Consider the following 25,558-nt stretch of genomic DNA (forward strand, 5'->3'; position numbering starts at 1 on the left):
ATCGCCGGATGGTGTTGTTAATCACCATCCGGCTTTGTTACCTCTGACTATCTTTCCCTGAACGCCATGCCTGTGAACGTTCGCACCGGATTTCCACGTTCAATCTGATGATGGAACATCCGCCGCTCCGCCTTTGAGGCCGCATCCCCCTCCTGACGCATATGCTCCAGCCGCCAGGCAATCAACAGTTTTGCCAGTCGCTTGTTAGCATGCTGACTACGCTCCGACTGCACTTTTACGCTAATCCCGCTTGCCAGATGGGTCGCACGCACGGCCGAATCCGTTTTATTGACGTGCTGCCCGCCAGGCCCGGAGGATCGCAACGCCTCGAAACGAATCTCCCCGGAGATATCCTGCTCCTGAGCCGCAAAACACCCGATGCCCACATACCAGTTTTTACGCCCATGATTCGCACGCCAGGGGCTGGCACAAATCCACTGCACGGTGCCATTCCAGCGCTCACTCAGCGCCATTGCATGGTTACCTTCGAGTGAGACCAGCGCGGAACGCAATGTGCCAGCACGTGCGCCCTCTTCCGTCTCCACCAGCGTCAACGCCACCTGCATTTTTGCGGCTTCGATGATCAACTGATCCAGCGTTTTTTTCACTGCCAGGCAGCACTCGTCCGGCCCCTGAGCTGCTGAGAGTTGCAATAACATCATGCGGACTTCCCTCCACTGGTTTTGAGCGTTAATACCGGGCGCAGACGCGCAACCGGCATCACCAGCCCGGCGTCCATCAGGCAGTTAAGCACGCTTTCGGCTGACTTATAGGCCTGGGGAGCTTCTTCGTAGATCAGCTGCTTATCACGGCAAATCACCCGACTGCCAAGCTCAGTACGCGCCAGTTGCTGTGGGCTGAACTTGCCAGAAAGCCGCCCTTTGCACTCAGTGCGCATCCATTTTCGCCCTGCGCCGTGCGCCAGCGAATGCAGTGTCTCTTCGCTCACCACCGGCTGCACCAGCCAGCTGTAATCGCCTCTGGAACCAGGGATGACCACCAGGCCACAGCCATCCGGTGTAGCCCCTTTACGGTGTAACCAGCCTGATTCTCCACTGATGTTGCAGGGCTCAACGAAGTTGTGTGCAATGCCCAGTACCGCTTCACCGTCAGCGCGAATCTGCTGCAAAATGCGCATGGCAATCAGTTGTCTGTTCACTCTGGCAAACGCCAGGGCATCGTTATGCTCAGCCAGATAACGCAACGCTTCTTCACTTTCTTCTGCCAGACCCGAGTGGGAAAACGCAGTGATATGCTGTTGCAAAATCGCCTGTCCCAGCCCACGGGAACCGCTGTGAACCAGAAGCTGGAGGCTGTCAGTATTCAGTCCGGCTTGTTGAAAACAAGCGGCATCGAAAACCTCATCAGTCTGCTGTAATTCAGCAAAGTGGTTACCGCCACCTATCGACCCCAGCGCGCTCCGCCAGGCGTGCTGGGCGTGGCTTTCGGGAAGATGCTCCGCCAGCCACACATCGTCAGCATGGTCATCTAACGCCGCCAGCCGCTTTTCGAGCTTATCGGCGTTATATTTGCGGCGCAGGATGTCCGTTTGCCACAGCGCCATACCGCAGCCAATGTCATTGCCGACCAGCGCCGGGTAAAAACGACCGAGTGAGAAAAATGCAGCACCAATGGGGTAACCGCGACCAGGATGTAAATCCGGCATTCCCACGACACGATGCATGCCGGGTAAATTAGCGGTGGTGAGTAATTGTTGAGTCGCTAAACCTTCGACCCATAAATCGTCCGACGCAATATAAGAAACCGCGTCAGAGAGATAATGAACATGAGTGCCCATATACCAATCCATCTTAAAAATTTAAATAAGGATGTGGCAGACACAATCAGAGGAAAAAGAAGTTAATCCTGGAAAGGTCTGCAAATTGAGTTATTAAAATATGTTTTCATGATAAACCCCCTTTGCAGTCAAATATGTGGAAAGTGCGCGTATAGTAATCAGCCACTATTTTCATTGCAAGGTAATTTTGTCGACCTTTTCAGTGCCATGTGATAATTCACAAACCGCACGCCGCGTGACTCAACCGATTGTTGCTGCAAAACCTGAAACCCATGGCGCTCAAAAAAAGGCCTCGCGGTAATACTGGCATCGACGGTTATCATCCCGGCCGGAAGCTGTACAACAAGCGCATCAAATAATGTACTGGCGACACCACGATGGATATATTCCGGCGAGACAAACAGCAAATCGATATACCGTTCAATCGCGGTAATAAACCCCACCGGTTGGTCATTAATGACCGCGACCAAAACCGTTGAATGGGTTAATTTATGCTGCCAGCGCGACGCATCGATTTGCGCCCAGGCGGCAATCTGGCGCGGGGAATAATCCTGACTGGCAGTTTCAATGACCGCGCGCAGAAATATTTCACACAGGTATTCGAAGTCACTCTCTTTATATTTTCTGATTTCCAGCATTTTTATAGTCCCAAAACCAATTGTCGCTCCAGTTGTGGATCGAGCAGCGTCACGTGCAGCCCCACTAAGCGTACCCCACGGCCGCTGCGTCTTTCATCCCAGGCTTTGCGCGCCGTCGCCAGGAGATCGGCTTTGTTCAGACGCGGCCAGATGTGCTCCTGGGTGGTGAGCTGAAAATCAGCAAATTTCAGCTTCACCCCCTGCCGGGCAATCAGCAAATCGGGTTTCACTTTCAGCAGCCGCCGTTCAAGTTCCTCATAGAGATTCTCGATGATCGCTTCACACTCGTCCCACTGGTGAATATCGTCCAGCAAGGTGCGTTCGACACCGACGGATTTACGCAGTCTTTCGCTGCTGATCTGCCGCTCATCAATTCCCTGGCTGCGTTCCCATAACACCCGGCCAAACTTACCAAACCGCTTGAGTAGCATCGCCAGGTCGCTGTTTTGCACATCTTCGCAGGTACGCAGGCCGAGCGTTTCCAGTTTTGCTGCCGACACCTTGCCGACACCCGGAATCTTGCTGAGGGGCAACGTGCGGATAAAGGCCGGAACGTCGGCGGGAGTAATCACATACTGCCCATCAGGCTTGTTCAGATCAGAGGCGATTTTGGCGAGAAACTTGATGGGTGCGATTCCCGCAGAGGCCGTCAGTTGCGTTTCACGGAAAATAGTTGCGCGGATCTCTTCAGCCATCAGGGTGGCGGAGCCGTGGCACTGCGGGCTGTCAGTCACGTCGAGATAGGCTTCATCCAGCGACAGTGGTTCAATAAGGGTGGTGTAGCGGGAAAAGATATCGCGAATCTGGTTAGAGGCTTCTTTATAAGCGTCAAAACGCCCCGGTAACAAGGTGAGGTGCGGGCAGAGTTTTAACGCCATCGCGGTCGGCATGGCACTGCGCACGCCAAATTTTCGTGCCGGATAATTGGCCGTGCTGATCACCCCACGCTTGACCCGACTGCCGCCAATGGCGATAGGAATATCGCGCAGGGCGGGGTTGTCGCGCATCTCTACCGCCGCGAAAAAGCAGTCCATATCGACATGTATGATTTTGCGCATAGGCTCGCCCTCTAAAACACTGGATAAGTATACAGCATCTTTTATTGGAAATGATAAGTTACCGAAAAAACCTGCCACATTCGTGTAAAAAACAGCCAGTAGTGTTGTTATTTCAGGGGTTTTCATCTGACAATCATTAGCGGGGGGATCGTGGCGAAAAAAGTAATGTGAAAACTCCACGTTCCGGGCTTGCGAAAAACTACCGTGATGCTAATGTGGGCGCGCCCAAACCGGATTATTCTGATTTTTGGGGACTCTTTTTGCCGTCCTGGCAATGTGGTATCCGCTTTATCAAGGAAACAAGCAGTATGCGCAAAATCGCATTTTTTCTTGCGATGCTTCTGATGCCGTGCGTCTCGTTTGCTGGTTTATCCAGCAACGGCTCAACAACGCCGATCAGCAAAGAATATAAGCAGCAGTTGATGGGGTCGCCGGTTTACATCCAGATCTTCAAAGAAGAGCGCACCCTTGATCTTTACGTCAAAATGGGCGAGCAGTACCAGCTACTGAACAGCTACAAAATTTGTAATTACTCCGGCGGCCTTGGGCCAAAACAGCGTCAGGGTGATTTCAAAAGTCCGGAAGGGTTCTATTCCGTTCAACGTAGCCAGCTCAAGCCGGACAGCCGTTTCTACAAAGCCATTAATATCGGCTTCCCGAACGCCTTTGACCGTGCTCATGGTTATGAAGGGAAATATCTGATGATCCACGGCGCGTGCGTCTCTATTGGCTGCTACGCGATGACGGATTCACAAATTGATGAGATTTTCCAGTTCGTGACGGCAGCCCTGGTGTTTGGCCAGCCAACGGTTCAGTTAAGCATTTACCCGTTCCGTATGACCGATGCAAATATGCAGCGCCACAAATATTCGACCTTCGCGAACTTCTGGCAGCAGCTTAAGCCGGGATATGACTTCTTCGAACAGACGCGTAAGCCGCCGGTAGTCTCCGTTGTCGACGGGAACTACGTGGTCAGCAAACCGCTGAGCCACGAAGTTGTTCACCCGCAACTGGCGTCAAACTACACGCTCCCCGAGGCAAAATAACGCCCATTCGCCTGGCATGATCTTTTGCCAGGTTTCATTGCCTGTCAGCGGTTGCGTGGCAATCACGGTGACCACATCATTCGGTGTGGTTTCCCGCTGAAAATCAATTTCAACATCCTGATCCAGTAACGTCGCCACGCCAAACGGTGCCCGGCGAGTAATCCAGAACAGGTTGGTCGAGCAGAACGCCATCACGTAGCGCCCGTCCGACAGCAGCATGTTAAACACGCCCTTCTCACGCAACTCCGTCGCCAGTGTCGCAATGTATTTAAACACCGCTTCCATATTGCCTGGCGTGCGTGGATAGCGCGTCGTCAGCTTGTCCAGCAGCCAGCAGAACGCTTTCTCACTGTCGGTTTCGCCAATCGGGCGGAAATTCCCGGTCTGCAGCGTTTTATAGCCCGTCAGTTGTCCGTTATGGGCGTAGGTCCAGTTGCGGCCCCACAGCTCACGGGTAAACGGATGGGTATTTTCCAGCGCCACTTCGCCCCGGTTCGCCTGGCGAATATGAGCGACGACGGAACAGGATTTGATCGGGTATTCCTGCACAAGGCGGGCAATGGGAGAGTTAAAGCTGGGTTGCGGGTCTTTAAACGTACGACAGCCTTTGCCTTCGTAAAAGGTAATTCCCCAGCCGTCTTTATGCGGCCCAGTGCCTCCACCACGCTGAACCAGCCCGGTGAAACTGAAGCAAATATCGGTCGGCACATTGGCGCTCATCCCGAGCAGTTCGCACATACAACACCCCCACAACGCCTGACAAAAAAGAAGGCGTAATTGTTGCAGCCAGCCTGGACACGGACAGCGCGCAAAAACCGGAGCGTACACGGAGTACGTGAGGATTTTGAGCACTGCCCAGGTTCAAAATGGCAAATAAAATAGCCTTCTTAGGCTTTTGCCATCTCTTTTTCGATAAGCAGAATCAAGATATGAATCACTTTGATGTGAATTTCCTGGATACGGTCAGCATAACCGAAATGCGGCACACGGATCTCAACATCCGCAGTCCCGGCCATTTTGCCGCCATCTTTACCGGTCAGGGTGATAACTTTCATGCCCTTAGCGCGCGCAGCTTCAATGGCTTTGATGACGTTCGCCGAGTTGCCGGAAGTGGAAATCCCCAGCACTACGTCACCTTCACGGCCTACTGCTTCGATGTAACGCGAGAAGACGTGATCGTAACCGAAGTCGTTGCTCACACAGGAAAGGTGGCTGACGTCAGAAATCGCAATGCCTGGGTAGCCCGGGCGGTTTTCACGGTAGCGACCAGTTAACTCTTCTGCGAAGTGCATCGCATCGCAATGCGAGCCGCCGTTACCACAAGAGAGCACTTTGCCACCCGCTTTGAAACTGTCTGCCAGCAAGACCGCTGCACGCTGAATGGTATGAATATTGGCGTCGTCTTTGAGGAAGTTAGCCAGCGTCTCTGCGGCTTCGTTTAATTCGTTACGAATCAGATCCTGGTACATGAGGATATCCTTCAGTAAGCAGTATGAATGTAAATTCTCGAGCGCAGTTTACCGGATAGGATCAGCAGGGAGAAGCCAAAGCCATACATATCACCCGGTGTTTTCGTTTTTCGTGCCACAATTCACCCCAACAATGTGAACCAGGTTGTAATTATTTTGTAAACACATTGCTAAAAGAAATGACATCCACTAAAACGATATCATCACAAGTGGTCAGACCTCCTACAAGCCAGGGAGCTTTTCTCTATGATGATTTTGAGTCTTCTCGCAACAATCGTTCTTCTCGGTGTCCTTTTCTACCACCGGGTCAGTCTGCTGCTCAGCAGCGCAATCCTGCTGGCATGGACTGCCCTTCTCGGCGCCTCCGGCCTGTGGTCTATCTGGGTACTGGTGCCGCTGGCCATTATCCTCGTTCCGTTTAACGTCGTACCCATGCGCAAATCGCTGATTTCCGTACCGGTCTTCCGTGGTTTCCGCAAGGTGATGCCGCCAATGTCCCGCACCGAGAAAGAAGCGATCGACGCAGGCACCACCTGGTGGGAAGGCGACCTGTTCCGGGGTAATCCGGACTGGAAAAAACTGCATAACTACCCGCAACCGCGCCTGACGGCTGAAGAGCAGGCCTTTATTGATGGCCCGGTGGAAGAAGCCTGCCGTATGGCAAATGACTTCCAGATCACGCATGAGATGGCCGATTTACCACCGGAACTGTGGGCCTTCCTGAAAGAGCACCGCTTCTTCGCGATGATCATCAAAAAAGAGTACGGCGGCCTGGAATTCTCCGCATATGCCCAGTCTCGCGTACTGCAAAAACTCTCCGGTGTCTCCGGCATTCTGGCGATTACCGTAGGTGTCCCCAACTCCTTAGGGCCGGGCGAATTGCTGCAACACTACGGCACTGAAGAGCAAAAAAACCATTATCTGCCGCGTCTGGCGCGTGGGCTGGAAATCCCTTGCTTTGCCCTGACCAGCCCGGAAGCGGGTTCAGATGCGGGCGCAATTCCGGATACCGGCATCGTCTGCATGGGCGACTGGCAGGGTGAGCAGGTGTTGGGTATGCGCCTGACCTGGAACAAGCGATACATTACGCTTGCCCCAATCGCCACCGTGCTGGGTCTGGCCTTTAAACTCTCCGACCCGGATAACCTGCTGGGCGGTGAAGAAGATCTCGGCATTACCTGCGCGCTCATCCCCACCAGCACACCGGGTGTGGAAATTGGCCGTCGCCACTTCCCGCTTAACGTGCCGTTCCAGAACGGTCCGACGCGCGGTGAAGATATCTTCGTACCGATTGATTACATCATCGGTGGTCCGAAAATGGCCGGTCAGGGCTGGCGCATGCTGGTAGAGTGTCTGTCCGTCGGTCGCGGCATTACATTGCCATCCAACTCAACGGGCGGCCTGAAATCTGTCGCGCTGGGAATTGGTGCTTACGCCCATATCCGTCGCCAGTTCAAAGTAGCTATCGGCAAGATGGAAGGGATTGAAGAGCCACTGGCACGTATCGGCGGTAACGCCTATGTGATGGACGCTGCTGCGGCACTGATCACCTACGGCATCATGCTGGGTGAAAAACCTGCCGTGCTCTCCGCAATCGTGAAATACCACTGTACCCACCGTGGGCAGCAGTCCATCATCGACGCGATGGATATCGCAGGCGGTAAAGGCATTATGCTCGGCGACAGCAACTTCCTCGCCCGTGCGTATCAGGGTTCGCCAATTGCCATCACCGTTGAAGGGGCCAACATCCTGACCCGCAGCATGATGATCTTCGGCCAGGGGGCGATCCGTTGCCATCCGTATGTGCTCGAGGAGATGGCTGCCGCGCAGAACAATGATGCAGATGCTTTCGACAAACTATTGTTCAAACATATCGGTCACGTCGGCAGCAATAAAATGCGCAGCTTCTGGCTTGGCCTGACTCACGGGCTGACCAGCGCGACACCAACGAACGACGCCACCAAACGCTACTACCAGCACCTGAACCGCCTGAGTGCGAACCTTGCGCTGCTGTCAGATGTATCGATGGCGGTACTGGGCGGTAGCCTGAAGCGTCGCGAACGTATCTCAGCGCGCCTGGGCGACATTCTGAGTCAGACCTTCCTCGCCTCCGCAGTGCTGAAACGCTATGACGATGAAGGCCGCAATGAGATGGACCTGCCACTGGTGCACTGGGGCGTGCAGGATGCGCTCTACAAAGCAGAACAGGCAATGGACGACCTGCTGGTGAACTTCCCGAACCGCATCGTAGCAGGCCTGCTGCGGGTGGTGATTTTCCCGACCGGGCGTCACTACTTTGCCCCGTCTGATAACCTGGACCATCAGGTGGCGAAAATTCTGCAAACGCCGTGTGCTACTCGTTCACGTATTGGTCGTGGTCAGTATCTGACGCCGAGCGAACATAACCCGGTTGGCCTGCTGGAAGAGGCGCTGCTGGATGTGATCGCCGCCGACCCGATTCATCAGCGCATTTGTAAAGAGCTGGGTAAAAACCTGCCGTTTACACGCCTGGACGAACTGGCGAAAGAAGCGCTGGCGGGCGGGCTCATTAATCAGGACGAAGCCGACATTCTGCATAAAGCCGAAATCAGCCGCCTGCGTAGCATCAATGTGGATGATTTCGAGCCGGAGGAACTGGCGACACAGCCGGTAAAGCCAGCAGAAAAAGTGCGTAAGCCGCAAGCCGCGTAACGCACACTTCGGGAGACCTTGCCCCGCCTCGTGCGGGGCTTTTTATTCCCACAACATCTCTTTTTCTCGTGCTACAGTGTAAAAATGCTGTTTCAGGAGAGCTTAATCGTGCCGGGTTTAAAATTAACGCTGCTACAACAACCGCTGGTCTGGATGGACGGCCCAGCGAACTTGCGCCACTTCGACCGTCAACTGGAAGAGGTTACCGGGCGTGATGTCATCATCCTGCCGGAAATGTTCACCACTGGCTTTGCCATGGAAGCGGCAAAGCAGTCGCTGCCCCAGCAAGATGTGGTGGCCTGGATGCAGAGCAAAGCCAAACAGACGAACGCGTTGATTGCGGGCAGTGCTGCGCTGCAAACCGAACGCGGCCCGGTCAACCGCTTCCTGCTGGTTGAGCCGGAAGGGCAGGTCCATTTCTACGATAAACGCCATCTGTTCCGCATGGCCGATGAACATCATCACTACGAAGCAGGTCACGAGCGCGTGGTGTTTGAATGGCGCGGCTGGCGAATTTTGCCGCTGGTCTGTTACGACCTGCGCTTCCCGGTCTGGTCACGTAACCGCGATGATTACGATCTGGCGCTGTATGTGGCGAACTGGCCTGCACCGCGTTCGCTGCACTGGCAGTCGCTGCTGGTGGCGCGTGCAATTGAAAACCTGGCCTATGTGGCAGGGTGTAACCGCGTCGGTACCGATGGTAATGGCCATCATTATCGCGGTGACAGCCGGGTGATTAACCCGCAGGGTGAAGTGATTGCGACGGCCGAGCCGCATCAGGCCACGCGCATTGATGCAGAGCTGTCGCTGACCGCGCTAAAAGAGTATCGCGAGAAGTTCCCCGCCTGGCAGGACGCCGATCCGTTTACATTGGATTGAGTGTTTAACGCTGTTCCAGACTGTTCCCCTCACCCTAACCCTCTCCCCAAAAGGGCGAGGGAACCGTTTTGAGCGGTCTGAGGTGAGGGGAACCGCACCCTACTAAATCAGCTTGCGGAGCGCTGCACTGTACGCCCGCAGCGCCTGCGCCACATCCTCCGCCAGCACGCTTTCAGCCGGGTGATGACTGATCCCCCTGTCGCAGCGCACAAACAGCATCGCCGACGGCCAGCGTTCAGCAATCGCAATGGCATCATGACCGGCGCCGCTTGGCAGCAACAGCGCCCTGCCCTGTACTTCGCTGACCGCGTCAGCCAGCACATCGCGCAATGCTGCATCACAGGGTGTCGCCGCAATCGAGTAGAAAATATCATGGCTGAATGACAGCCCGCGCTCAGCAGCAATGCGCCCGGCTTCATCCAGCAACGTTGTCAGCAACGCTTCGCGCTGTTCATCATTGGGACTGCGGATATCCAGCGTCAGTGTCACCGAGCCCGGAATCACGTTCACCGCCCCCGGCTCACACTGCAGTGTCCCGACGGTCGCCACCTGCTCAGGGCCTGACTTATGCGTCTGTTGTTCCACGAAGGTTATCCACTGCGCTGCGGCGGTCAGGGCATCCCGACGATGGCTCATTGGTACCGTACCCGCATGCCCGGCCTCTCCGGTAAAGCGACAGGTCAGCCTGCGCGCACCGTTGATAGCAGTAACCACGCCGAGGGGTAAATCGGCCTGTTCCAGTACCGGCCCCTGTTCAATGTGCAGCTCAAGATAGGCAGAGAAGTCCGCTTTTTTTCGCTCAGCCAGCGCAAGCCGTGCCGGGTCCAGCCCCACATTCACCATCGCCTGCGCCACGCTCACACCCTGCGCATCTTCACACTCCAGCCAGTCTGAAGGCCAGCTGCCGGTTAACCCACGACTCCCCAACAGAGTAATGTTAAAACGCGTGCCTTCTTCATCGGCAAAACCGACGATTTCCACCGCCTGGTCACCTTGTAGCCCCTGACGATGCAAACTGTCGACCACTTCGATGGCGGTCAGTACGCCGAGCATGCCGTCGTAACGCCCGGCATCCCGCACGGTATCGAGGTGCGACCCCAGCAGCACTGCCGGAGCCCCCTCACGGGCGGCTTCATAGCGACCGCAGATATTGCCTACCGCATCCTGCCAGGTGAGCATACCGGCTTCCTGCATCCATTGAGCAACCAGCACGTTGGCACGCATGTGCTCCGGGGAGAGGTACACCCGGGTCAGTTGACCCGGTGTTTCACTGATCTGCGCCAGCGCATCGCAACGCGCCATCACCCGGCGTGCGGCGCGATCAGCCTCATCGGCCGTCATCATCACACCGCCCCTTCATAGACGTTCCACGCCGCCTGCATCCCTTCACCCTGTACGGTACGGAAACCAAGCCGATTGAGCACCGCTTCCAGCGCGGTCAGGGTTTGCAGCACGCAGTCTTTACGGGCGTTATAGCCCATAGTGCCGATACGCCAGATTTTGCCCTGCAGTGGGCCAAAGGAGGTGCCGATCTCGATATGGAAATCATCCAGCAGGCGCTTACGTACCTCTTCGCCGTGAACAACAGACGGGATCACCACGCCGAGCACGTTATTCATTTTGTGGCGAATGTCACCGAACACGTCCAGCCCCATGCCCTGGATGCCCGCCAGCATGGCGCGACCGTGCAGCTCATGACGTGCAATCAGCGCATCCATCCCCTCTTCAAGCATAATGCGGGCGCATTCACGGGCAGCAAACAGCATGCTGGTGGCTTCAGTATGGTGGTTCAGGCGCTCCGGCCCCCAGTAGTCCATCACCATGCCAAGATCGAAATAGTTGGAGTAGATCATCTCGTCATCGCCATCGTGGTGGGTGTCGGTACGGATCCCCTGCTCCACGCATTTACGCGCGCGAATGACCTCTTCCATTTGTGGACTGAGGGTGATGGGGGAACTACCGGAGGGGCCACCGAGGCATTTTTGCAACCCGGCGGAAACGGCATCCAGCCCCCAGGCGTCGGTTTCCAGCACGTTGCCGCCCAGTGACGCGGTGGCATCGGTATAAAACAGCACGCCGTGACGGCGGCAAATCTCACCGAGTTGCTCCAGCGGTTGTAACAACGTCGTGGAGGTGTCGCCCTGTACGGTAAGCAGCAGGCGCGGTTTCACCCGCTTGATGGCATCTTCAATCTGATCCGGGGTAAAAACTTCACCCCAAGGTACTTCAATGGTATGCACTTCGGCGCGGCAACGGCGGGCGATTTCGCACAACAGATGCCCGAAACGACCAAACACCGGCACCAGAACTTTGTCACCCGGACGAATAGCAGAGACCAGCACGGCCTCGATCCCGGCGCGGGAGGTGCCATCCACCAGCATGGTCCAGTGGTTTTCGGTGCGAAACACGCCCCGGTAGAGGGACATCACTTCATTCATGTAGCCGGTCATCACCGGGTCATACTGCCCCACCAGTTGGCTCGCCATAGCACGCAGGACGCGCGGGTCGGCATTAATGGGACCAGGCCCCATCAGCAGGCGGTGTGGCGGATTAATTTGCAAACATTGCTGAGCATCAAACATGGGCGTGTCCTGTGGTAGACAAAAGCGATATTTGTGAAACAAAAGATTCGTTAGTATATTTTCTGCAACTAATGTGCCACACGCTCATGGCTGATGCCAGCACGGCAGCCAGAGGAAATTGCTCTTTTTTCGTACTTATTACGCCACATATTTTGCGCCACCAGTGATCACCACAAGAGTGCAAGAGCACCATTAAGGTGCGCTAGCGCTGTTCCAGTTCATCCAGCTCTGCGTACAACGACGCTATCTGATGAATACGCTGGCGGCCCTCGGTCAACGCGTTATGTAGCAACGCATTCGCCAGCAGATTCACCAGGCTCATTGCCCCGCTATAGCTGTCAAACGCCGAGACGCTATCGAGCGGCACGCCCAGATGCCAGCGACTCAGGGTCGCAATGCCCGCGGCCTGCGGCTCACTGATAGCAACGACCGGAACGCCCTGCTTTTGCAGAGACTCAAGCACCGGGCGGATCACCCGTGGGCGACGACGAAATGCCACCACCACCACCACGTCCGCCGGGGTGATATCCACCAACTCCTCCGCCAGCGTCTGTCCCGGCTGCGGCATCACATACACCTGCCCCCGGCTTTGCATGAGCTGCTGGCGCAGGTGCAGTGCCACAGGTGCGCTGTTACGCAGGCCCAGAATAAATACCCGCCGCGCCTCGCCCAGTGCCTGCACCACCTCACCAAATTGTACGGCATCCAGCGCATTCACCCACTGAGTCAGGTTAGCCATCTCCTGCTTGTAATGGCGTGCCAGCAACGTGTTGCCCTGTACCGCGTCGCGGTTTTCGGTAAGCGGCATTCCACTCTGGCGAAGCGTACGCAGCTCGTCGCGCATCTCCTTGAAACGATCATAACCCAGGCGCTTAAACAAACGGCTGACGGTGGCCTTCGACACGCCGCTCAGGCGCGCCAGTTCAGCGCTGTTATAACTCACCAGATCGTCGAAATGATCCATAATGAATGAAGCAACCCGTTGTTCCTGCGGGGATAATTCACTGTAACACTCACGCAAGCGCGTATCTAACTGCTGCATAGGCCCTCCTGCAACTTTCGTTTCACTCTAAGCTGACACACTGAAACGCTTATCGTCAATCTGGAACAGCTCTTGCTTAGCTCTCTGACTACACCGAAAAAGAGAGCGTGACGATGCAAAGTAATATGGCCCCCTCCGGTATGGCCGTAACGCCCCACCACCTTGCCAGCGAGTCGGCATTGTCGGTACTGCGCCACGGCGGTAACGCCATTGAAGCGATGGTTGCTGCTGCCTCCACCATTGCGGTGGTTTACCCCCATATGAACGGGATTGGCGGCGACGGATTCTGGCTGATTGTGCCTGCGGAGGGAGAACCGCTGGCCATCGATGCCAGCGGTGCTGCCGGACAGAAGGCCACACTGGATTTTTACGCCGGGCATACGCAGATCCCCCATCGTGGTACGCTTGCCGCCCTCACCGTACCGGGCACGCTCAGTGGCTGGGATGAGGCGCTAAAATTTTCTGCCACCCTCGGCGGCGGGCAGTTACCGCTCTCGCGCCTGCTGGCAGATGCCATTCGTTACGCCAGCGACGGAATTCCGGTCACTCAGTCTCAGGCCTGCGCCACCCAAAGCAAATACCCGGAATTGGTCGATGTTCCCGGCTTCGCGGAGACCTTTCTGGTGGAAGACAACGTGCCTCAGGCGGGCAGCCGTTTTTGTCAGCCGCGTCTGGCTCGTACCCTGACACGCCTCGCCACCGATGGGCTGGACAGTTTTTATCGCGGTCCGCTGGCAGAGTTGATGGCTGCTGAGATGCAGACCCTCGGCCTGCCGCTGACCGCCAGCGATTTAGCGTCTCATCGCGCCCATCGCCGGGTACCGCTGCGCCTGGCACACAGTCAGGGCGAGGTGTTCAACATGACGCCGCCGACCCAGGGGCTGGTCTCTCTGGCGATCCTCGGCATCACAGACCATCTGGAGATGGCGCAGGCCAGCGAAGTGCAGACCATCCACCGCATTGTAGAAGCCACCAAAAAAGCCTTTGGCCTGCGCGATCGCTACATTACCGATCCTCGTCATGTCACCCTCCCGGTGCAGAGTCTGCTGGAACAAACCCCACTGGAAACCCTGGCTGCCAGCATTGATGAATCCCGCGCTGCGCCCTGGGGCAAAGGTAAAGGCCCCGGCGATACCGTCTGGATGGGCGTGGTGGACAAAAACGGGCTGGCAGTGTCGTTTATTCAGAGCATTTATCACGAATTTGGCAGCGGTGTGGTGCTGCCGGAGAGCGGCGTTCTCCTGCAAAACCGGGGAGCCGCCTTTAGCCTCGACCCGGACCATCTGCTGGCGTTAATGCCCGGCAAACAGCCGTTCCACACACTCAACCCCGCCGCTGCGCGCCTGAAAGATGGCCGTACGATGGTCTACGGCACCATGGGTGGGGACGGGCAACCGCAGACCCAGGCCGCCATTTTTACCCGCCATGTGATGCAGAACATGCCCTTACAGCAGGCGGTGTGCGCCCCGCGCTGGCTGTTAGGCCGCACCTGGGGCCAGGCTTCTGAAAGCCTGAAACTCGAAGGCGGATTCAGTACAGAAACTTACCAGGCTCTGCGTGACCTGGGGCATGAGGTGGAGTGGCTGCCGGGTCTGAGCGAGGCCACCGGGCACGCAGGGGCGATAGTGCGCCACCCCAACGGGATGCTCGAAGGGGCATTCGATCCACGCAGTAACGGCAGTGCAGCCGGTTTTTAAGGAGCAACCATGACTGACAATACCTTTGACTGGCCGGGCTATATCCGGTTGATGGAGCAGCTACTGGCTGTGCCACTGGACGATGCCCGCCGTGCTGAACTGGAAATACAACTGACCCGTATTGCGGCGATGGCTGAACCACTGATGGCCTTTCCCCTGCCGCAGCGTCAGGAAGGGGCGGGAGAATATCGACTATGAATCTGTCCATTCGGGAAATTCAGCAAGGATTGCGGGCGAAAAGCTTCAGCGCAGGCGAACTGGCACAACAGTCGCTGGCGCACATTGAGCAGGCTAACCCGCTGATTAATGCCTTTACGGGCGTCACCGGCACGCGAATGCTGAGTGAAGCCGCTCGCATCGATGCACATCTGTCTTCCGGTGATGCCCTGCCCCCCCTCGCCGGAGTGCCTTATGCAGTGAAGAATTTGTTCGATGTGGAAGGGGTAACCACGCTTGCCGGGGCGAAACTGTTCAGCACCCAGCCGCCCGCAGTGAAAGATGCCTTTGCGTTACATCAGTTGAGCCAGGCCGGGGCGATGCTGGCAGGGACGCTGAATATGGATGCTTACGCCTACGGTTTTACCACCGAAAACAGCCATTATGGTGCCACGCGCAACCCACGAGATACCTCACGGGTGGCGGGCGGATCGTCCGGGGGATCGGCGGCTGCCGTGGCCGCCGGGATGGTCAATTTTGCCTTGGGTACGGATACCAACGGATCTATTCGCGTTCCCGCCTCTTTGTGTGGCGTGTTGGGACTAAAACCAACCTTTGGGCGCTTGTCCCGTTCCGGCAGTCATCCGTTTGTCGCCAGTCTGGATCACATTGGTCCGCTGGCACGCAGCGTGGAAGATCTGGCCTGTGTGTACGACGCCCTGCAGGGGCAGGATGCTGAAGACCGCTGGCAATCGGAACATGCGAGCACGATGACGTTGCCAGCACTTAGCGCAAACGGGTCGCTACGATGTGCGGTGCTGGAGGGCTATTTCTCCACCTGGTGTGACAACGATGCCCGTGAGGCTGTCGCTGCCGTGGCGCGGGCACTGGGCGCTGAACAGTCGTTGATTCTGCCGGAGGCCGAGCTGGCCCGCAGCGCTGCCTTTTTGCTGTCTGCCGCCGAAGGGGGAAACCACTATCTGCCCGCACTGCGTACCGATGCGCAAGCATTCGAGCTTAACTCCCGCGAGCGTTTACTGGCAGGGGCCATGACGCCTTCCGCCTGGTACACTCAGGCCCAGCGTTTTCGCGCCTGGTTTCGTGATAAAACCTTGCCGCTGTTTGAGGGGATCGATCTGTTGCTGGCTCCCGCAACGCCTTGCAGTGCCACGCCGATCGGTGCCCAGACAATGCGCATCAACAATGCGGATCTTCCGGTTAAAGCCAGTATGGGCATGCTGACCCAGCCAATATCGTTTCTGGGTCTGCCAGTGGTGACCGTGCCCGTCAGGACGGCCTCGGGGCTACCGATTGGTGTCCAAATTATTGCCGCCCCCTGGCAGGAGTCGCGCTGCTTACAGGCCGCGTGGCGACTGGAGCAGACAGGTATTCTTTACTCACAGGAAGCATGATGAACAGAGAAAATATCGATCGCCCCGCCGTGTTGAATGAGGTCACTGCCGCGTTTTACCGCTATGAGCAGGCGCTTATCAGTAATGATGTCGAGGTGCTGGATGAGCTGTTCTGGTCCGATCCCCGCACGGTACGTTATGGCGCAACGGAGAATTTGTACGGCATTGAGGCGATTCGCGAGTTTCGCAATGCCCGTCCATCAGCCGGGCTGGATAGGCTGCTGCGCCATACCACGATTACGGCCTATGGAGAGGATATGGCGGTGGCGAGCACGGAATTTACACGTGAGAACAGCGAGCGGATTGGCCGCCAGATGCAAACCTGGGTGAAATTTCCTTACGGCTGGCGAATTGTGGCAGCACATGTGAGTTTGATGGGGTGAGGTAGATGGTTTGCTCCCTCTCCCTTTCAGGGAGAGGGTAAAAACTCACTCTGGAGTATACGGGTGTGTCTTCATCCAGTGCTCGGCGATCTCCTGGCGGCGGCAGATCCATACCCCTTCATGCCCCTGCACGTAATCAAGAAAACGCTGCAACGCCTTAAAGCGCCCTGGACGTCCCAACAGGCGACAGTGCATACCAATCGACATCATCTTCGGCGCGATCTCCCCCTCTTCATACAACACATCAAAACTGTCTTTCAGGTAGGTATAGAACTGCTCGGCGGTGTTAAAGCCCTGCGCAGTGGCAAAGCGCATATCATTGGCATCAAGCGTGTAGGGCACGATCAGATGCGGCTTCCGATCGACCATTGTCCAGAACGGCAGATCGTCGCCGTAGTAGTCACTGTCATACAACAGGCCCCCCTGCTCCACCACCAGCTTGCGGGTATTCGGGCTGTCGCGCCCGGTGTACCAGCCGATCGGCGTTTTGCCAAACAGCGTGGTCAGGATCTCCAGCGCCTGCTGCATGTGCTGGCGCTCGGTCTGGATATCGAGATCCTGATAGTGGATCCAGCGCCAGCCGTGACTGACCACGTCGTAATCCGCCGCTTTGATCGCTGAGACGATCTCCGGGTTGCGCGCCAGCGCCATCGCCACGCCAAACACCGTGAGCGGCAAACCGCGCTTCTGAAATTCGTTGTGTATACGCCAGAAGCCTGCGCGGGAGCCGTATTCATACAGTGAGTCCATCGACCGATGTACCGCCGGGTAGCTGGCAGCGCCGATGATGTCGGACAGGAACTGCTCGGAGCCCGCGTCACCATGCAGCACGTGGTTTTCTCCGCCCTCTTCAAAATTAAGGACAAACTGCACGGCAATACGCGCACCGCCAGGCCACTGCGCATGGGGAGGGTTTCCGGCGTACCCCGCCATATCGCGCGGGTAGTCGGTGGTAAAGTGCCAGACGGGCTTGTCCATATCTGAATGCATGCTAATTCGACCTCTTTTTGGGGCCACCCTCAGCTCAGCATTTCAAAGCATCCGGAGAGTGGCTTTTTATTGGGATACGCGAGGTCGCCATATTTGCTGGTGCCAAGCCCCAGTCCGATGAGGGCTTCCACCATCTTCACCGCCGCCGTGACGCCATCAATCACCGGAATCCCCAGCTCCTGCGTCAGCTCCTGCGCCAGGTTCGCCATCCCACCGCAACCGAGAACAATCGCACCGCTATTGTCTTCCCGTTTGGCTTGTATACAACGCTCGCGTACTTTCTGCTGAGCAAGACCCGTGCCATCTTCGAGCGCCAGCACCGGTAAATCGATCGCATGCACCGCAGCACAGTGGTGTTCAAAACCGTATTGCTGCAATAAATGGCGGGCAATGATCACCGTGCGCGGCAGCGTGGTGACGATGGAAAAGCGTGTCGCGACAAGCGTTGCCACGTGCATCGCGGCTTCCGCAATACCGACGACCGGCCCGCTTGCCAGCTCGCGCGCAGCCAGCAAACCCGGATCACCAAAGCAGGCAATCACATGCCCCTGCGCCCCCTGCTCTTTACCGTGCTTGATTTGCTCCAGCACGCCGATGGCAGCAATGGCTTCATCAAAGTGACCTTCAATAGACTCTACGCCCTGCGTCGGACAGCTCGCCAGTATGGTGGTGCCCGGTGCGGCAACGCTGCGGGCGGCACTGGCAATGGTATGGGTCATCTCCGGACTGGTGTTGGGATTGATCACTTGTATACAGATTGCTGTCATGACTGTTCTCCTGCTGCGCCAAACAGACGCGCAAAGTCGGGAAGGACCTCGCCACCGCGCTCAAAACTGAGGCTGGAAACGATGTGATCGAAGTGGTGCGACAGCGCGTGACTGAGCGCCTTGAGGTCTTTTTTACGCAGTAATTCGATGAGTTTGTCGTGATCATCGCAGCGGCATCCCTGCTGCCAGGGCGCGCCCCAGGCGGCAATCACCAGCGAAGAGCGCTGGGCAAGCGTAGTGACGATGTCGGTGACTACCGCATTGCCAGAAATGGCCTGCAACTGAATGTGGAAGGCAGCGGAATGGCGAATAGCCGCCGCACCGTCGTGTTGCTGATGCGCCTCTTCTTCCTGGGCGATAATTTTCTCAAGCCCAGCCAGATGCGGCGACTGTAGATGCGCCAGCACCTGCGGCAGGTTGGCGCACTCGATCATTTTACGCGTGGCGAATATCGATTTTGATTCTTCGATGTCAGGTCTTGCGACAAATGCACCACGCCTGGGCGTCATCGTGATCATTTGCACCGTCGCAAGGCGCGTCAGTACTTTACGGATCCCGGTTCGGCTGACACCAAATACGTCAGCCAGCGCTTCTTCCGGCAGTTTGCTGCCCGGCGGCAGTTGATGCTCAACAATGGCGGTCATCAGCGACTGCCAGATGAAATTCTCTTTGTCTTCCAGATCTGCTGGGGTTTGTAGCCCCGTTTGCTGCTTCATTCTGAAATTCCTTTGTTACGTTTTGCTTATCTTTTGTATACATCATTAAAGTATTTTGTATACATAAAATTAAAACCTGGCCTGGTTCGTGCAACTCCTGATGGCAGACACAACGTCGCTATCTGTATTCAGAGGAGCAGATTCCATGCCAAACCTTGAACCAAATTATAAAGACAGTTACAGCCCGAGACTGACCAACAACGACCTCGCCCCAACGCGCGATCAGAACTGGACGTGGTACAACATCTTCTCTTTCTGGATGTCCGACGTGCATAGCATGGGCGGTTACGTGGTAGCCGCGAGTTTCTTTGCCCTCGGTCTTGCCAGTTGGCAGGTGTTGCTCTGTCTGTTGCTGGGTATTTGCATTGTGCAACTGTGCGCCAACCTTGTTGCCAAACCAAGCCAAATGGCTGGCGTGCCCTATGCGGTTATCTGTCGCCAGGCATTTGGCGTGTTCGGTGCCAATATCCCCGCGGTCATTCGTGGCCTTATTGCCTTTGCCTGGTACGGTATTCAAACTTATCTGGCCGCGAACGCCCTGATGCTGGTGGCACTGAAGTTCTGGCCGTCGTTAGCCCCCATGACCGAAGGGCATTTCCTCGGACTGTCGCACTTAGGCTGGGTCTGCTTTGGCATTATGTGGGTACTGCAGGCGCTGGTGTTCTGGCATGGGATGAGCGCAATTAAACGCTTTATTGATGTGGCAGGCCCGGCTGTCTATGTGGTGATGCTCGCACTGGCGGTGTGGATCCTGTCGCAAACCGGCTTTAGCGGCATCTCCTTTACGCTTGCCAGTAAGGAACTCACCGCTGGTGAGCAGACCTGGCAGATGATTACCGCCACCGCGCTGGTGGTCTCCTACTTCTCCGGACCGCTGCTGAACTTTGGCGACTTCTCCCGCTACGGTAAAAGCATGCAAGAAATTCGCCGTGGCAACCGCTGGGGTTTACCGTTTAATTTCCTGCTGTTCTCCATCGTTACCGTAGTGATTGTCTCCGGCACGCAATCCCTGTTCGGCAAGATGATCACTGATCCAATTGAAACGGTCAGCCACGTGGGCAACAGCCTGGCGATGGCAATTGGCCTGCTGACGATGATCATCGCCACTATCGGGATCAACATCGTGGCGAACTTTGTCTCTCCGGCGTTCGACTTCTCTAACTGCTCGCCGCAGAAGATCAGCTTCCGCACCGGTGGGATGATTGCTGCCGTTGGCTCCGTGCTGCTGACGCCGTGGAACCTGTTCCAGTCACCCGAGTTGATCCATTACACACTGGACGTACTGGGCTCCTTTATCGGGCCGCTGTTCGGCATCCTGCTGGCGGACTTCTACCTGATTAAACGTGGGAAAGTGTTTGTCGACGATCTGTTTACCGTCTCCCCGAGCGGGCGCTACTGGTACAAAAACGGCATTAACCCGAAAGCGGTCGCCGCACTCATACCGTCGGTTGCTGTGTGCCTGATCATTAGCTTTATTCCGTCGCTGCATGAAATGGCAAACTTTAGCTGGTTTATTGGCGTCTTCCTGGGCGGTGTCAGCTACCGCTGGATTGCCCGTCATGACCGTGAAGGGGTGAGTGAAGGGTTTGCTCCTCGCCGCGCAACGGCGAAAGAGTGAAGACAAAAAGGCCCGGACTGAGGTGGTCCGGGCCTTCTTTATTGCATCGAAAGATGATTTATAGAAAGTGCACAGACGAAAAAAAACCGCATCCGTTTTGCAACGTTGCGGTTTTCTTACTTATCAGATGTCGCGGACACCTGAACAAAATGTTGGCGGAACGGACGGGACTCGAACCCGCGACCCCCTGCGTGACAGGCAGGTATTCTAACCGACTGAACTACCGCTCCGCGATGTTCCCGTTGGGGAACGAGGCGCATATTACGTATTGTATTCAGGGCCGTCAACGCTTTTTCTGATGATTTGCACCGTTTGCTGCAAAAACCACCCAACGGGCCATTTTATCGACATAAGTGAAGAGGTTACGCGCGCCAGAGGCAGCTTCCGCCCTTCTTCTGCACCAGGTCGAGACGCGATTCGTGGTTCACCAGCTCTTCATCACTCGCTAAAACAACCTTTAACTTACTTGCCTGGCGAACAACGCGCTGAATCCCACCCACATCACCTTGCTGCTGTCCTTCCCCTTCCATAGAAAATGACATCAGGGTTTGCCCGCCGGTCATGAGCAGGTAGACATCGGCCAGGATCTGGGAATCGAGTAATGCGCCGTGCAGCGTACGCTTACTGTTGTCTATATCGTAACGGGAACAGAGCGCGTCAAGGCTGTTACGCTTTCCGGGGAACATTTTACGGGCCAGCGCAAGGCTGTCCGTTACCTTGCAGAAGGTATTGGTCTTAGGGATTTCACGATTTAGCTTGCTGAATTCATAGTCGAGAAAGCCGATATCGAACGATGCGTTATGGATGACCAGCTCTGCGCCGCGAATGTACTCAATAAAGTCATCAGCGATGTCACCGAATTCAGGCTTATCCAGCAAAAATTCATCGGCAATACCGTGTACCCCAAAGGCTTCAGGATCGATAAGACGATCCGGCTTGAGGTAGATATGGAAGTTGTTGCCCGTCAGGCGACGGTTGATCACCTCGACAGCACCAATCTCGATGATTTTGTGCCCTTCGTAATGGGCGCCAAGTTGGTTCATACCGGTGGTTTCGGTATCGAGAACGATCTGGCGTGTAATTGCAGTGCTCATAGCGGTCATTTATGTCAGACTTATCGTTTTACATATCGATTTCTAATACAGGAAGTCTACCAGAGATGCTCAAGCAGGTAGAAATTTTCACCGATGGTTCTTGTCTGGGTAATCCAGGGCCCGGTGGTTATGGCGCAATTTTACGCTATCGCGGTAACGAAAAGCTTTTCAGCACCGGTTATCGCCTGACAACGAATAATCGTATGGAGCTGATGGCGGCCATTGTCGCGCTGGAAGCGCTCAAAGAGCATTGCGAAGTGGTTCTGAGCACCGACAGCCAGTATGTACGACAGGGGATTACCCAGTGGATCCATAACTGGAAAAAACGTGGCTGGAAAACTGCCGACAAAAAGCCTGTTAAAAACGTCGATCTCTGGAAACGTCTTGATGCGGCACTTGGCCAGCACCAAATCAAATGGGAGTGGGTTAAGGGGCATGCGGGTCACCCGGAGAACGAACGTTGCGATGAGCTGGCACGCGCCGCGGCCATGAGTCCGACACGTGATGATGTAGGCTACCAGACTGAAAATCAGGGCTGACGCGTTTGCCGTGTTGCGCCGACGGTCTGCCGCACCTGAGACTTGTTACGGCGCATTTTCATCGGCGTGAGCGTCAGCGGGATTGTGCGTTTACGGGCAACAATTAACTGCATGCAGCCCAGTGCCGGCAGATGTGTACTCAGCAACTTGCCCCCCTGTTTTGTCCAGGGAAGTACATGAAAGCGGCTGTAATGCAGAACTTCAAAATTGAGCAGTGAGAGCCAGTCCATCTGGCGCATCAGGGTAAACATGCGGCTGCTCACCGAGAGCGAACGCCGAATCACGGGTATCATCTTGCCCATGCCCAGCAAGCTCACCGGGTTAAAACCGCTAATGACCAGCCAGCCATCATCAATTAACACCCGATCCACTTCCTGCAGCAGGCGATGGGGATCTGTGCACCAGGGAAGCGTGTGCGCAAGTAAGCAGGCGTCGACAGATTTAGCCGCAAAAGGCAGATGTAACGGATCTGCCCGAACCTGTGCAGGCTCGCCGCCGAGCGAAACATTAACCTGATGGGAGATAGCGCAACTTTCGGCATTGATTTCCGCGCTGAGATTGCCAATCTTAAGCAGATGAAACCCATACATTTTTGCAAACCACGGCTTGAGTTCCTTTTCCAGTGCTTCACGATAATGCCCGTCTCCTGGCAGTTCAGCCCAGTGGGTCGGTGCTATGTATTTTCGGGGAGTCCTTGCCGGTTTCATCACAACCTTCCGCTACGCTTTGAGAGGTATTTATGAATCTTACCAGTATTCCCGCTTTTCAGGACAACTACATCTGGGTGTTGAGTGAAGATGATGGTCGCTGCGTGATCGTCGACCCAGGTGAATCGGCCCCTGTGCTGCAAGCCATTGATGAAAATGGCTGGCAACCGCAGGCCATTCTGTTGACGCACCATCACAACGATCATGTGGGCGGGGTGAAAGATCTGCTGCAGAAATTTCCTCAACTAGTGGTTTACGGCCCGGCTGAAACGCAGAGCAAAGGAGCAAATAAGATTGTGGGCGAAGGGGATCACCTACAGATCCTGGGGCATGAGTTCACCGTATTTCACACACCGGGTCACACTTTAGGACATATCTGTTACTTTAGCACTCCTTATCTTTTCTGTGGCGATACGATGTTTTCTGGTGGATGCGGAAGACTCTTCGAAGGCACGGCAGATCAGATGTTTGCCTCTTTTTGTAAGATTGACGCGCTTCCTGAAGATACGCTTATCTGTTGCGCACATGAGTATACTTTAGGAAATATTAAGTTTTCGTTGAGCCTTTTACCCGAAGATCCTGACCTTAACGAATATTATCGAAAAGTTAAGGAGTTACGTGCAAAAAATGAAAAAACACTCCCCACAAATCTGAAAATTGAACGGCGAATTAATATATTTTTACGCACGCAAGACAATGATTTAATTGAAGTAATAAATAAAGAAACAAAGTTGCAACAACCTAGTGAGCATTTTGCCTGGTTAAGGGCAAAGAAAGATAACTTCTGACAATTGTGGGTTGCCTTTTTAAAACTTCGCCGTTATGATCGCTCGTCTTTTAAGCAACTATTGACACACACATGAAGGCAAAAGCGATATTATTCGCCTCTGTCCTGCTTGTAGGGTGCCAGGCGTCTAAGCACGACGGTACCGTACAACAGCACGCACAGAGCCTTTCTGCAGCTGGTCAAGGGGAAGCAGGGAAGTTTACGAGTCAAGCGCGGTGGATGGACGATGGGACATTCTCCGGGCAGGAACAAGACTTGTGGGCTTCCATAAGCGACGAGCTAAAGATGGGAATTCCGGAAAATGTCCGGATTCGCGAGCAAAAACAGAAGTATTTGAGCAATAAGAGCTATCTCCACGATGTAACTTTACGGGCAGAGCCGTATATGTACTGGATAGCAGGGCAAGTTAAGAAACGTAACATGCCCATGGAACTGGTACTACTACCCATAGTGGAGAGCGCTTTTGACCCACATGCGACGTCTGGTCGTAATGCCGCTGGCATTTGGCAGATCATACCGAGCACGGGTCGTAATTATGGTTTGAAACAGACTCGCAGCTACGATGCGCGTCGTGACGTGGTGGCCTCAACAACCGCCGCGCTCGATATGATGCAGCGTTTGAATCGTATGTTTGATGGCGACTGGTTGTTAACGGTTGCTGCCTATAACAGCGGTGAGGGTCGTGTACTGAAGGCAATGAAAGCGAATAAAGCGCGGGGTAAACCCACGGATTTCTGGTCGCTTTCACTGCCACAGGAAACCAAAATTTACGTGCCAAAAATGCTGGCATTGAGTGACATACTCAAAAACAGCAAACAGTACGGTGTAAGTCTGCCTACGTCAGATGAAAGCCGTGCGTTGGCGCGCGTCAGATTGAGCAGTCCTGTAGAGGTTGATCAACTGGCAGACATGGCCGGTATTTCGGTAAGCAAGCTTAAGACCTTTAACGCAGGCGTTAAGGGATCAACCTTAGGTGCAAGCGGACCGCAATACGTAATGGTGCCGCAGAAACACGCTGACCAATTGCGTGAATCTCTGGCTTCCGGCGAAATTGCTGCCGTTCAGCCAACGTTAGTTGCGGATAACACGCCATTGAGCGGCCGCAGCTATAAAGTACGTTCAGGTGATACGTTATCAGGCATCGCTTCGCGTCTTGGTGTGACAGCGAAAGATCTCCAGCAATGGAACAGCCTGCGTGGCGCAAACCTGAAAGTGGGTCAGAATCTGACAGTAGGAGCAGGTACAAGCGCACAGCGTCTTGCCAGCAATGCTGACAGCATCACCTACCGCGTACGTAAAGGAGATTCGCTCTCCAGCATTGCAAAACGTCACGGCGTTAATATCCGCGACGTCATGCGCTGGAACAGCGATACCGCTAATCTACAGCCGGGCGATCAGCTTACGTTGTTTGTAAACAACAGCAGTTCGCCAGACTCCTGACAGCAGACTAAAAGCAAAAAAGGCACCGTTTCCCCCGGTGCCTTTTTTA

The 25,558-nt window shown here is 55.3% G+C and carries 24 protein-coding genes, 1 tRNA gene and 1 pseudogene; 11 read left to right on the forward strand and 15 right to left on the reverse strand.

Features of this window, described 5'->3' with window-relative positions; genetic code table 11:
* Nucleotides 1-47 precede the first annotated feature (47 nt).
* The 4 genes from prfH to dinB all read right to left on the reverse strand — a co-directional run bounded on the left by prfH (nt 48) and on the right by dinB (nt 3,494).
* Nucleotides 48-662 (reverse strand): peptide chain release factor H, encoded by a 615-nt coding sequence (gene prfH / locus AC5JPW_RS10355; RefSeq protein ID WP_494240065.1) that lies wholly within the window; start codon nt 660-662, stop codon nt 48-50.
* The gene (locus AC5JPW_RS10360) at nt 659-1,798 is read right to left on the reverse strand and encodes an RNA ligase RtcB family protein (RefSeq protein WP_494240067.1); all 1,140 of its coding nucleotides are present in this window, start codon (nt 1,796-1,798) and stop codon (nt 659-661) included. Before AC5JPW_RS10360 ends, prfH begins: the two co-directional genes overlap by 4 nt.
* Before the next feature lie 158 nt (nt 1,799-1,956).
* Nucleotides 1,957-2,436: a GNAT family N-acetyltransferase gene (locus AC5JPW_RS10365; RefSeq protein ID WP_494240068.1), complete on the reverse strand. Its 480-nt coding sequence runs from the start codon at nt 2,434-2,436 to the stop codon at nt 1,957-1,959.
* A 2-nt stretch (nt 2,437-2,438) separates the two neighbouring features.
* Nucleotides 2,439-3,494: a DNA polymerase IV gene (gene dinB, locus AC5JPW_RS10370; protein WP_494240070.1), complete on the reverse strand. Its 1,056-nt coding sequence runs from the start codon at nt 3,492-3,494 to the stop codon at nt 2,439-2,441.
* Between the two features lie 308 nt (nt 3,495-3,802).
* On the opposite strand from dinB, the gene dpaA reads away from it, so the two are divergent.
* Nucleotides 3,803-4,540, forward strand: a complete 738-nt coding sequence (dpaA, locus tag AC5JPW_RS10375) for a peptidoglycan meso-diaminopimelic acid protein amidase (RefSeq protein ID WP_494240071.1) — start codon at nt 3,803-3,805, stop codon at nt 4,538-4,540.
* On the opposite strand, the gene AC5JPW_RS10380 is transcribed toward dpaA, so the two are convergent.
* Both AC5JPW_RS10380 and lpcA read right to left on the reverse strand, forming a co-directional pair.
* Entirely contained in the window at nt 4,511-5,278 is a 768-nt protein-coding gene (locus AC5JPW_RS10380) for a class II glutamine amidotransferase (protein WP_494240073.1), read from the reverse strand. The two genes, dpaA and AC5JPW_RS10380, sit on opposite strands and share 30 nt — an antisense overlap.
* A gap of 149 nt (nt 5,279-5,427) precedes the next feature.
* A complete protein-coding gene (lpcA, locus tag AC5JPW_RS10385) occupies nt 5,428-6,009 on the reverse strand; it encodes a D-sedoheptulose 7-phosphate isomerase (RefSeq protein WP_494240074.1) in 582 nt (193 codons plus the stop codon).
* Nucleotides 6,010-6,255: 246 nt separating this feature from the next.
* Between lpcA and fadE the strand changes: the two genes are divergently transcribed.
* A complete protein-coding gene (gene fadE / locus AC5JPW_RS10390) occupies nt 6,256-8,700 on the forward strand; it encodes an acyl-CoA dehydrogenase FadE (RefSeq protein WP_494240076.1) in 2,445 nt (814 codons plus the stop codon).
* 108 nt (nt 8,701-8,808) lie between these two features.
* The gene (locus AC5JPW_RS10395; RefSeq protein ID WP_494240077.1) at nt 8,809-9,579 is read left to right on the forward strand and encodes an amidohydrolase; all 771 of its coding nucleotides are present in this window, start codon (nt 8,809-8,811) and stop codon (nt 9,577-9,579) included.
* Between the two features lie 102 nt (nt 9,580-9,681).
* On the opposite strand, the gene hpxK is transcribed toward AC5JPW_RS10395, so the two are convergent.
* From hpxK to AC5JPW_RS10410, 3 genes are all read right to left on the reverse strand, one after another.
* Nucleotides 9,682-10,923, reverse strand: a complete 1,242-nt coding sequence (gene hpxK / locus AC5JPW_RS10400; protein WP_494240078.1) for an allantoate amidohydrolase — start codon at nt 10,921-10,923, stop codon at nt 9,682-9,684.
* Nucleotides 10,923-12,161 carry a pyridoxal-phosphate-dependent aminotransferase family protein gene (locus tag AC5JPW_RS10405; RefSeq protein ID WP_494240079.1) on the reverse strand — a complete coding sequence of 413 codons (1,239 nt, stop codon included), beginning with the start codon at nt 12,159-12,161 and terminating at the stop codon, nt 10,923-10,925. The genes hpxK and AC5JPW_RS10405 overlap by 1 nt, the downstream gene beginning before the upstream one ends.
* 202 nt (nt 12,162-12,363) lie before the next feature.
* A complete protein-coding gene (locus tag AC5JPW_RS10410) occupies nt 12,364-13,203 on the reverse strand; it encodes a MurR/RpiR family transcriptional regulator (RefSeq protein ID WP_494240081.1) in 840 nt (279 codons plus the stop codon).
* Between the two features lie 113 nt (nt 13,204-13,316).
* Here AC5JPW_RS10410 and AC5JPW_RS10415 point away from each other — a divergent pair, with 113 nt between their 5' ends.
* Genes AC5JPW_RS10415 through hpxZ form a run of 4 tightly spaced genes read left to right on the forward strand, consistent with a single transcriptional unit; the run spans nt 13,317 to nt 16,851 of the window.
* A complete protein-coding gene (locus AC5JPW_RS10415) occupies nt 13,317-14,900 on the forward strand; it encodes a gamma-glutamyltransferase family protein (protein ID WP_494240083.1) in 1,584 nt (527 codons plus the stop codon).
* Between the two features lie 9 nt (nt 14,901-14,909).
* Nucleotides 14,910-15,098, forward strand: a complete 189-nt coding sequence (gene hpxX, locus AC5JPW_RS10420; RefSeq protein WP_494240084.1) for an oxalurate catabolism protein HpxX — start codon at nt 14,910-14,912, stop codon at nt 15,096-15,098.
* Nucleotides 15,095-16,468 carry an AtzE family amidohydrolase gene (locus tag AC5JPW_RS10425; protein ID WP_494240086.1) on the forward strand — a complete coding sequence of 458 codons (1,374 nt, stop codon included), beginning with the start codon at nt 15,095-15,097 and terminating at the stop codon, nt 16,466-16,468. The genes hpxX and AC5JPW_RS10425 overlap by 4 nt, the downstream gene beginning before the upstream one ends.
* Nucleotides 16,465-16,851 carry an oxalurate catabolism protein HpxZ gene (gene hpxZ, locus AC5JPW_RS10430; protein WP_494240087.1) on the forward strand — a complete coding sequence of 129 codons (387 nt, stop codon included), beginning with the start codon at nt 16,465-16,467 and terminating at the stop codon, nt 16,849-16,851. The genes AC5JPW_RS10425 and hpxZ overlap by 4 nt, the downstream gene beginning before the upstream one ends.
* Before the next feature lie 45 nt (nt 16,852-16,896).
* Here hpxZ and puuE read toward each other — a convergent pair whose 3' ends face one another.
* The 3 genes from puuE to AC5JPW_RS10445 are packed head-to-tail and all read right to left on the reverse strand — an operon-like array spanning nt 16,897 to nt 19,324.
* The gene (puuE, locus tag AC5JPW_RS10435) at nt 16,897-17,841 is read right to left on the reverse strand and encodes an allantoinase PuuE (RefSeq protein ID WP_494240088.1); all 945 of its coding nucleotides are present in this window, start codon (nt 17,839-17,841) and stop codon (nt 16,897-16,899) included.
* A 29-nt stretch (nt 17,842-17,870) separates the two neighbouring features.
* Entirely contained in the window at nt 17,871-18,608 is a 738-nt protein-coding gene (locus AC5JPW_RS10440; RefSeq protein ID WP_494240089.1) for an aspartate/glutamate racemase family protein, read from the reverse strand.
* Nucleotides 18,605-19,324, reverse strand: a complete 720-nt coding sequence (locus AC5JPW_RS10445) for a GntR family transcriptional regulator (protein WP_494240090.1) — start codon at nt 19,322-19,324, stop codon at nt 18,605-18,607. The genes AC5JPW_RS10440 and AC5JPW_RS10445 overlap by 4 nt, the downstream gene beginning before the upstream one ends.
* A gap of 145 nt (nt 19,325-19,469) precedes the next feature.
* Between AC5JPW_RS10445 and AC5JPW_RS10450 the strand changes: the two genes are divergently transcribed.
* Entirely contained in the window at nt 19,470-20,942 is a 1,473-nt protein-coding gene (locus AC5JPW_RS10450) for an NCS1 family nucleobase:cation symporter-1 (protein ID WP_494240091.1), read from the forward strand.
* A 153-nt stretch (nt 20,943-21,095) separates the two neighbouring features.
* Here the strand turns inward: AC5JPW_RS10450 and AC5JPW_RS10455 are convergent.
* Nucleotides 21,096-21,172: transfer RNA gene (locus tag AC5JPW_RS10455), tRNA-Asp, on the reverse strand.
* A gap of 132 nt (nt 21,173-21,304) precedes the next feature.
* Complete coding sequence (gene dnaQ / locus AC5JPW_RS10460; protein WP_494240093.1) at nt 21,305-22,036, reverse strand: DNA polymerase III subunit epsilon; 732 nt, start codon at nt 22,034-22,036, stop codon at nt 21,305-21,307.
* Between dnaQ and rnhA the strand changes: the two are divergent.
* Nucleotides 21,990-22,575: pseudogene (rnhA, locus tag AC5JPW_RS10465) on the forward strand (ribonuclease HI). The gene dnaQ and the pseudogene rnhA overlap by 47 nt on opposite strands.
* On the opposite strand, the gene AC5JPW_RS10470 reads toward rnhA, so the two are convergent.
* Nucleotides 22,566-23,282 carry a class I SAM-dependent methyltransferase gene (locus AC5JPW_RS10470; RefSeq protein ID WP_494240095.1) on the reverse strand — a complete coding sequence of 239 codons (717 nt, stop codon included), beginning with the start codon at nt 23,280-23,282 and terminating at the stop codon, nt 22,566-22,568. The pseudogene rnhA and the gene AC5JPW_RS10470 overlap by 10 nt on opposite strands.
* 32 nt (nt 23,283-23,314) lie before the next feature.
* Between AC5JPW_RS10470 and gloB the strand changes: the two genes are divergently transcribed.
* The gene (gene gloB / locus AC5JPW_RS10475) at nt 23,315-24,070 is read left to right on the forward strand and encodes a hydroxyacylglutathione hydrolase (RefSeq protein ID WP_494240096.1); all 756 of its coding nucleotides are present in this window, start codon (nt 23,315-23,317) and stop codon (nt 24,068-24,070) included.
* Nucleotides 24,071-24,141: 71 nt separating this feature from the next.
* Nucleotides 24,142-25,509, forward strand: a complete 1,368-nt coding sequence (gene mltD / locus AC5JPW_RS10480; protein WP_494240097.1) for a murein transglycosylase D — start codon at nt 24,142-24,144, stop codon at nt 25,507-25,509.
* Nucleotides 25,510-25,558: the final 49 nt, after the last annotated feature.

Source organism: Phytobacter sp. (assembly GCF_059074235.1).

What these genes read in the sequence shown, in the direction of transcription:
- AC5JPW_RS10365 (WP_494240068.1), bottom strand. Translation starts at nt 2,436, where the DNA reads ATGCTGGAAATCAGAAAATATAAAGAGAGTGACTTCGAATACCTGTGT.
- fadE (WP_494240076.1), top strand. Translation starts at nt 6,256, where the DNA reads ATGATGATTTTGAGTCTTCTCGCAACAATCGTTCTTCTCGGTGTCCTT.
- AC5JPW_RS10405 (WP_494240079.1), bottom strand. Translation starts at nt 12,161, where the DNA reads ATGTTTGATGCTCAGCAATGTTTGCAAATTAATCCGCCACACCGCCTG.
- hpxZ (WP_494240087.1), top strand. Translation starts at nt 16,465, where the DNA reads ATGATGAACAGAGAAAATATCGATCGCCCCGCCGTGTTGAATGAGGTC.
- AC5JPW_RS10445 (WP_494240090.1), bottom strand. Translation starts at nt 19,324, where the DNA reads ATGAAGCAGCAAACGGGGCTACAAACCCCAGCAGATCTGGAAGACAAA.
- AC5JPW_RS10380 (WP_494240073.1), bottom strand. Translation starts at nt 5,278, where the DNA reads ATGTGCGAACTGCTCGGGATGAGCGCCAATGTGCCGACCGATATTTGC.
- gloB (WP_494240096.1), top strand. Translation starts at nt 23,315, where the DNA reads ATGAATCTTACCAGTATTCCCGCTTTTCAGGACAACTACATCTGGGTG.
- dnaQ (WP_494240093.1), bottom strand. Translation starts at nt 22,036, where the DNA reads ATGAGCACTGCAATTACACGCCAGATCGTTCTCGATACCGAAACCACC.
- AC5JPW_RS10450 (WP_494240091.1), top strand. Translation starts at nt 19,470, where the DNA reads ATGCCAAACCTTGAACCAAATTATAAAGACAGTTACAGCCCGAGACTG.
- hpxK (WP_494240078.1), bottom strand. Translation starts at nt 10,923, where the DNA reads ATGATGACGGCCGATGAGGCTGATCGCGCCGCACGCCGGGTGATGGCG.
- AC5JPW_RS10410 (WP_494240081.1), bottom strand. Translation starts at nt 13,203, where the DNA reads ATGCAGCAGTTAGATACGCGCTTGCGTGAGTGTTACAGTGAATTATCC.
- AC5JPW_RS10425 (WP_494240086.1), top strand. Translation starts at nt 15,095, where the DNA reads ATGAATCTGTCCATTCGGGAAATTCAGCAAGGATTGCGGGCGAAAAGC.
- mltD (WP_494240097.1), top strand. Translation starts at nt 24,142, where the DNA reads ATGAAGGCAAAAGCGATATTATTCGCCTCTGTCCTGCTTGTAGGGTGC.
- prfH (WP_494240065.1), bottom strand. Translation starts at nt 662, where the DNA reads ATGATGTTATTGCAACTCTCAGCAGCTCAGGGGCCGGACGAGTGCTGC.
- AC5JPW_RS10440 (WP_494240089.1), bottom strand. Translation starts at nt 18,608, where the DNA reads ATGACAGCAATCTGTATACAAGTGATCAATCCCAACACCAGTCCGGAG.
- dpaA (WP_494240071.1), top strand. Translation starts at nt 3,803, where the DNA reads ATGCGCAAAATCGCATTTTTTCTTGCGATGCTTCTGATGCCGTGCGTC.
- AC5JPW_RS10415 (WP_494240083.1), top strand. Translation starts at nt 13,317, where the DNA reads ATGCAAAGTAATATGGCCCCCTCCGGTATGGCCGTAACGCCCCACCAC.
- lpcA (WP_494240074.1), bottom strand. Translation starts at nt 6,009, where the DNA reads ATGTACCAGGATCTGATTCGTAACGAATTAAACGAAGCCGCAGAGACG.
- AC5JPW_RS10470 (WP_494240095.1), bottom strand. Translation starts at nt 23,282, where the DNA reads ATGAAACCGGCAAGGACTCCCCGAAAATACATAGCACCGACCCACTGG.
- dinB (WP_494240070.1), bottom strand. Translation starts at nt 3,494, where the DNA reads ATGCGCAAAATCATACATGTCGATATGGACTGCTTTTTCGCGGCGGTA.
- hpxX (WP_494240084.1), top strand. Translation starts at nt 14,910, where the DNA reads ATGACTGACAATACCTTTGACTGGCCGGGCTATATCCGGTTGATGGAG.
- AC5JPW_RS10360 (WP_494240067.1), bottom strand. Translation starts at nt 1,798, where the DNA reads ATGGGCACTCATGTTCATTATCTCTCTGACGCGGTTTCTTATATTGCG.
- puuE (WP_494240088.1), bottom strand. Translation starts at nt 17,841, where the DNA reads ATGCATTCAGATATGGACAAGCCCGTCTGGCACTTTACCACCGACTAC.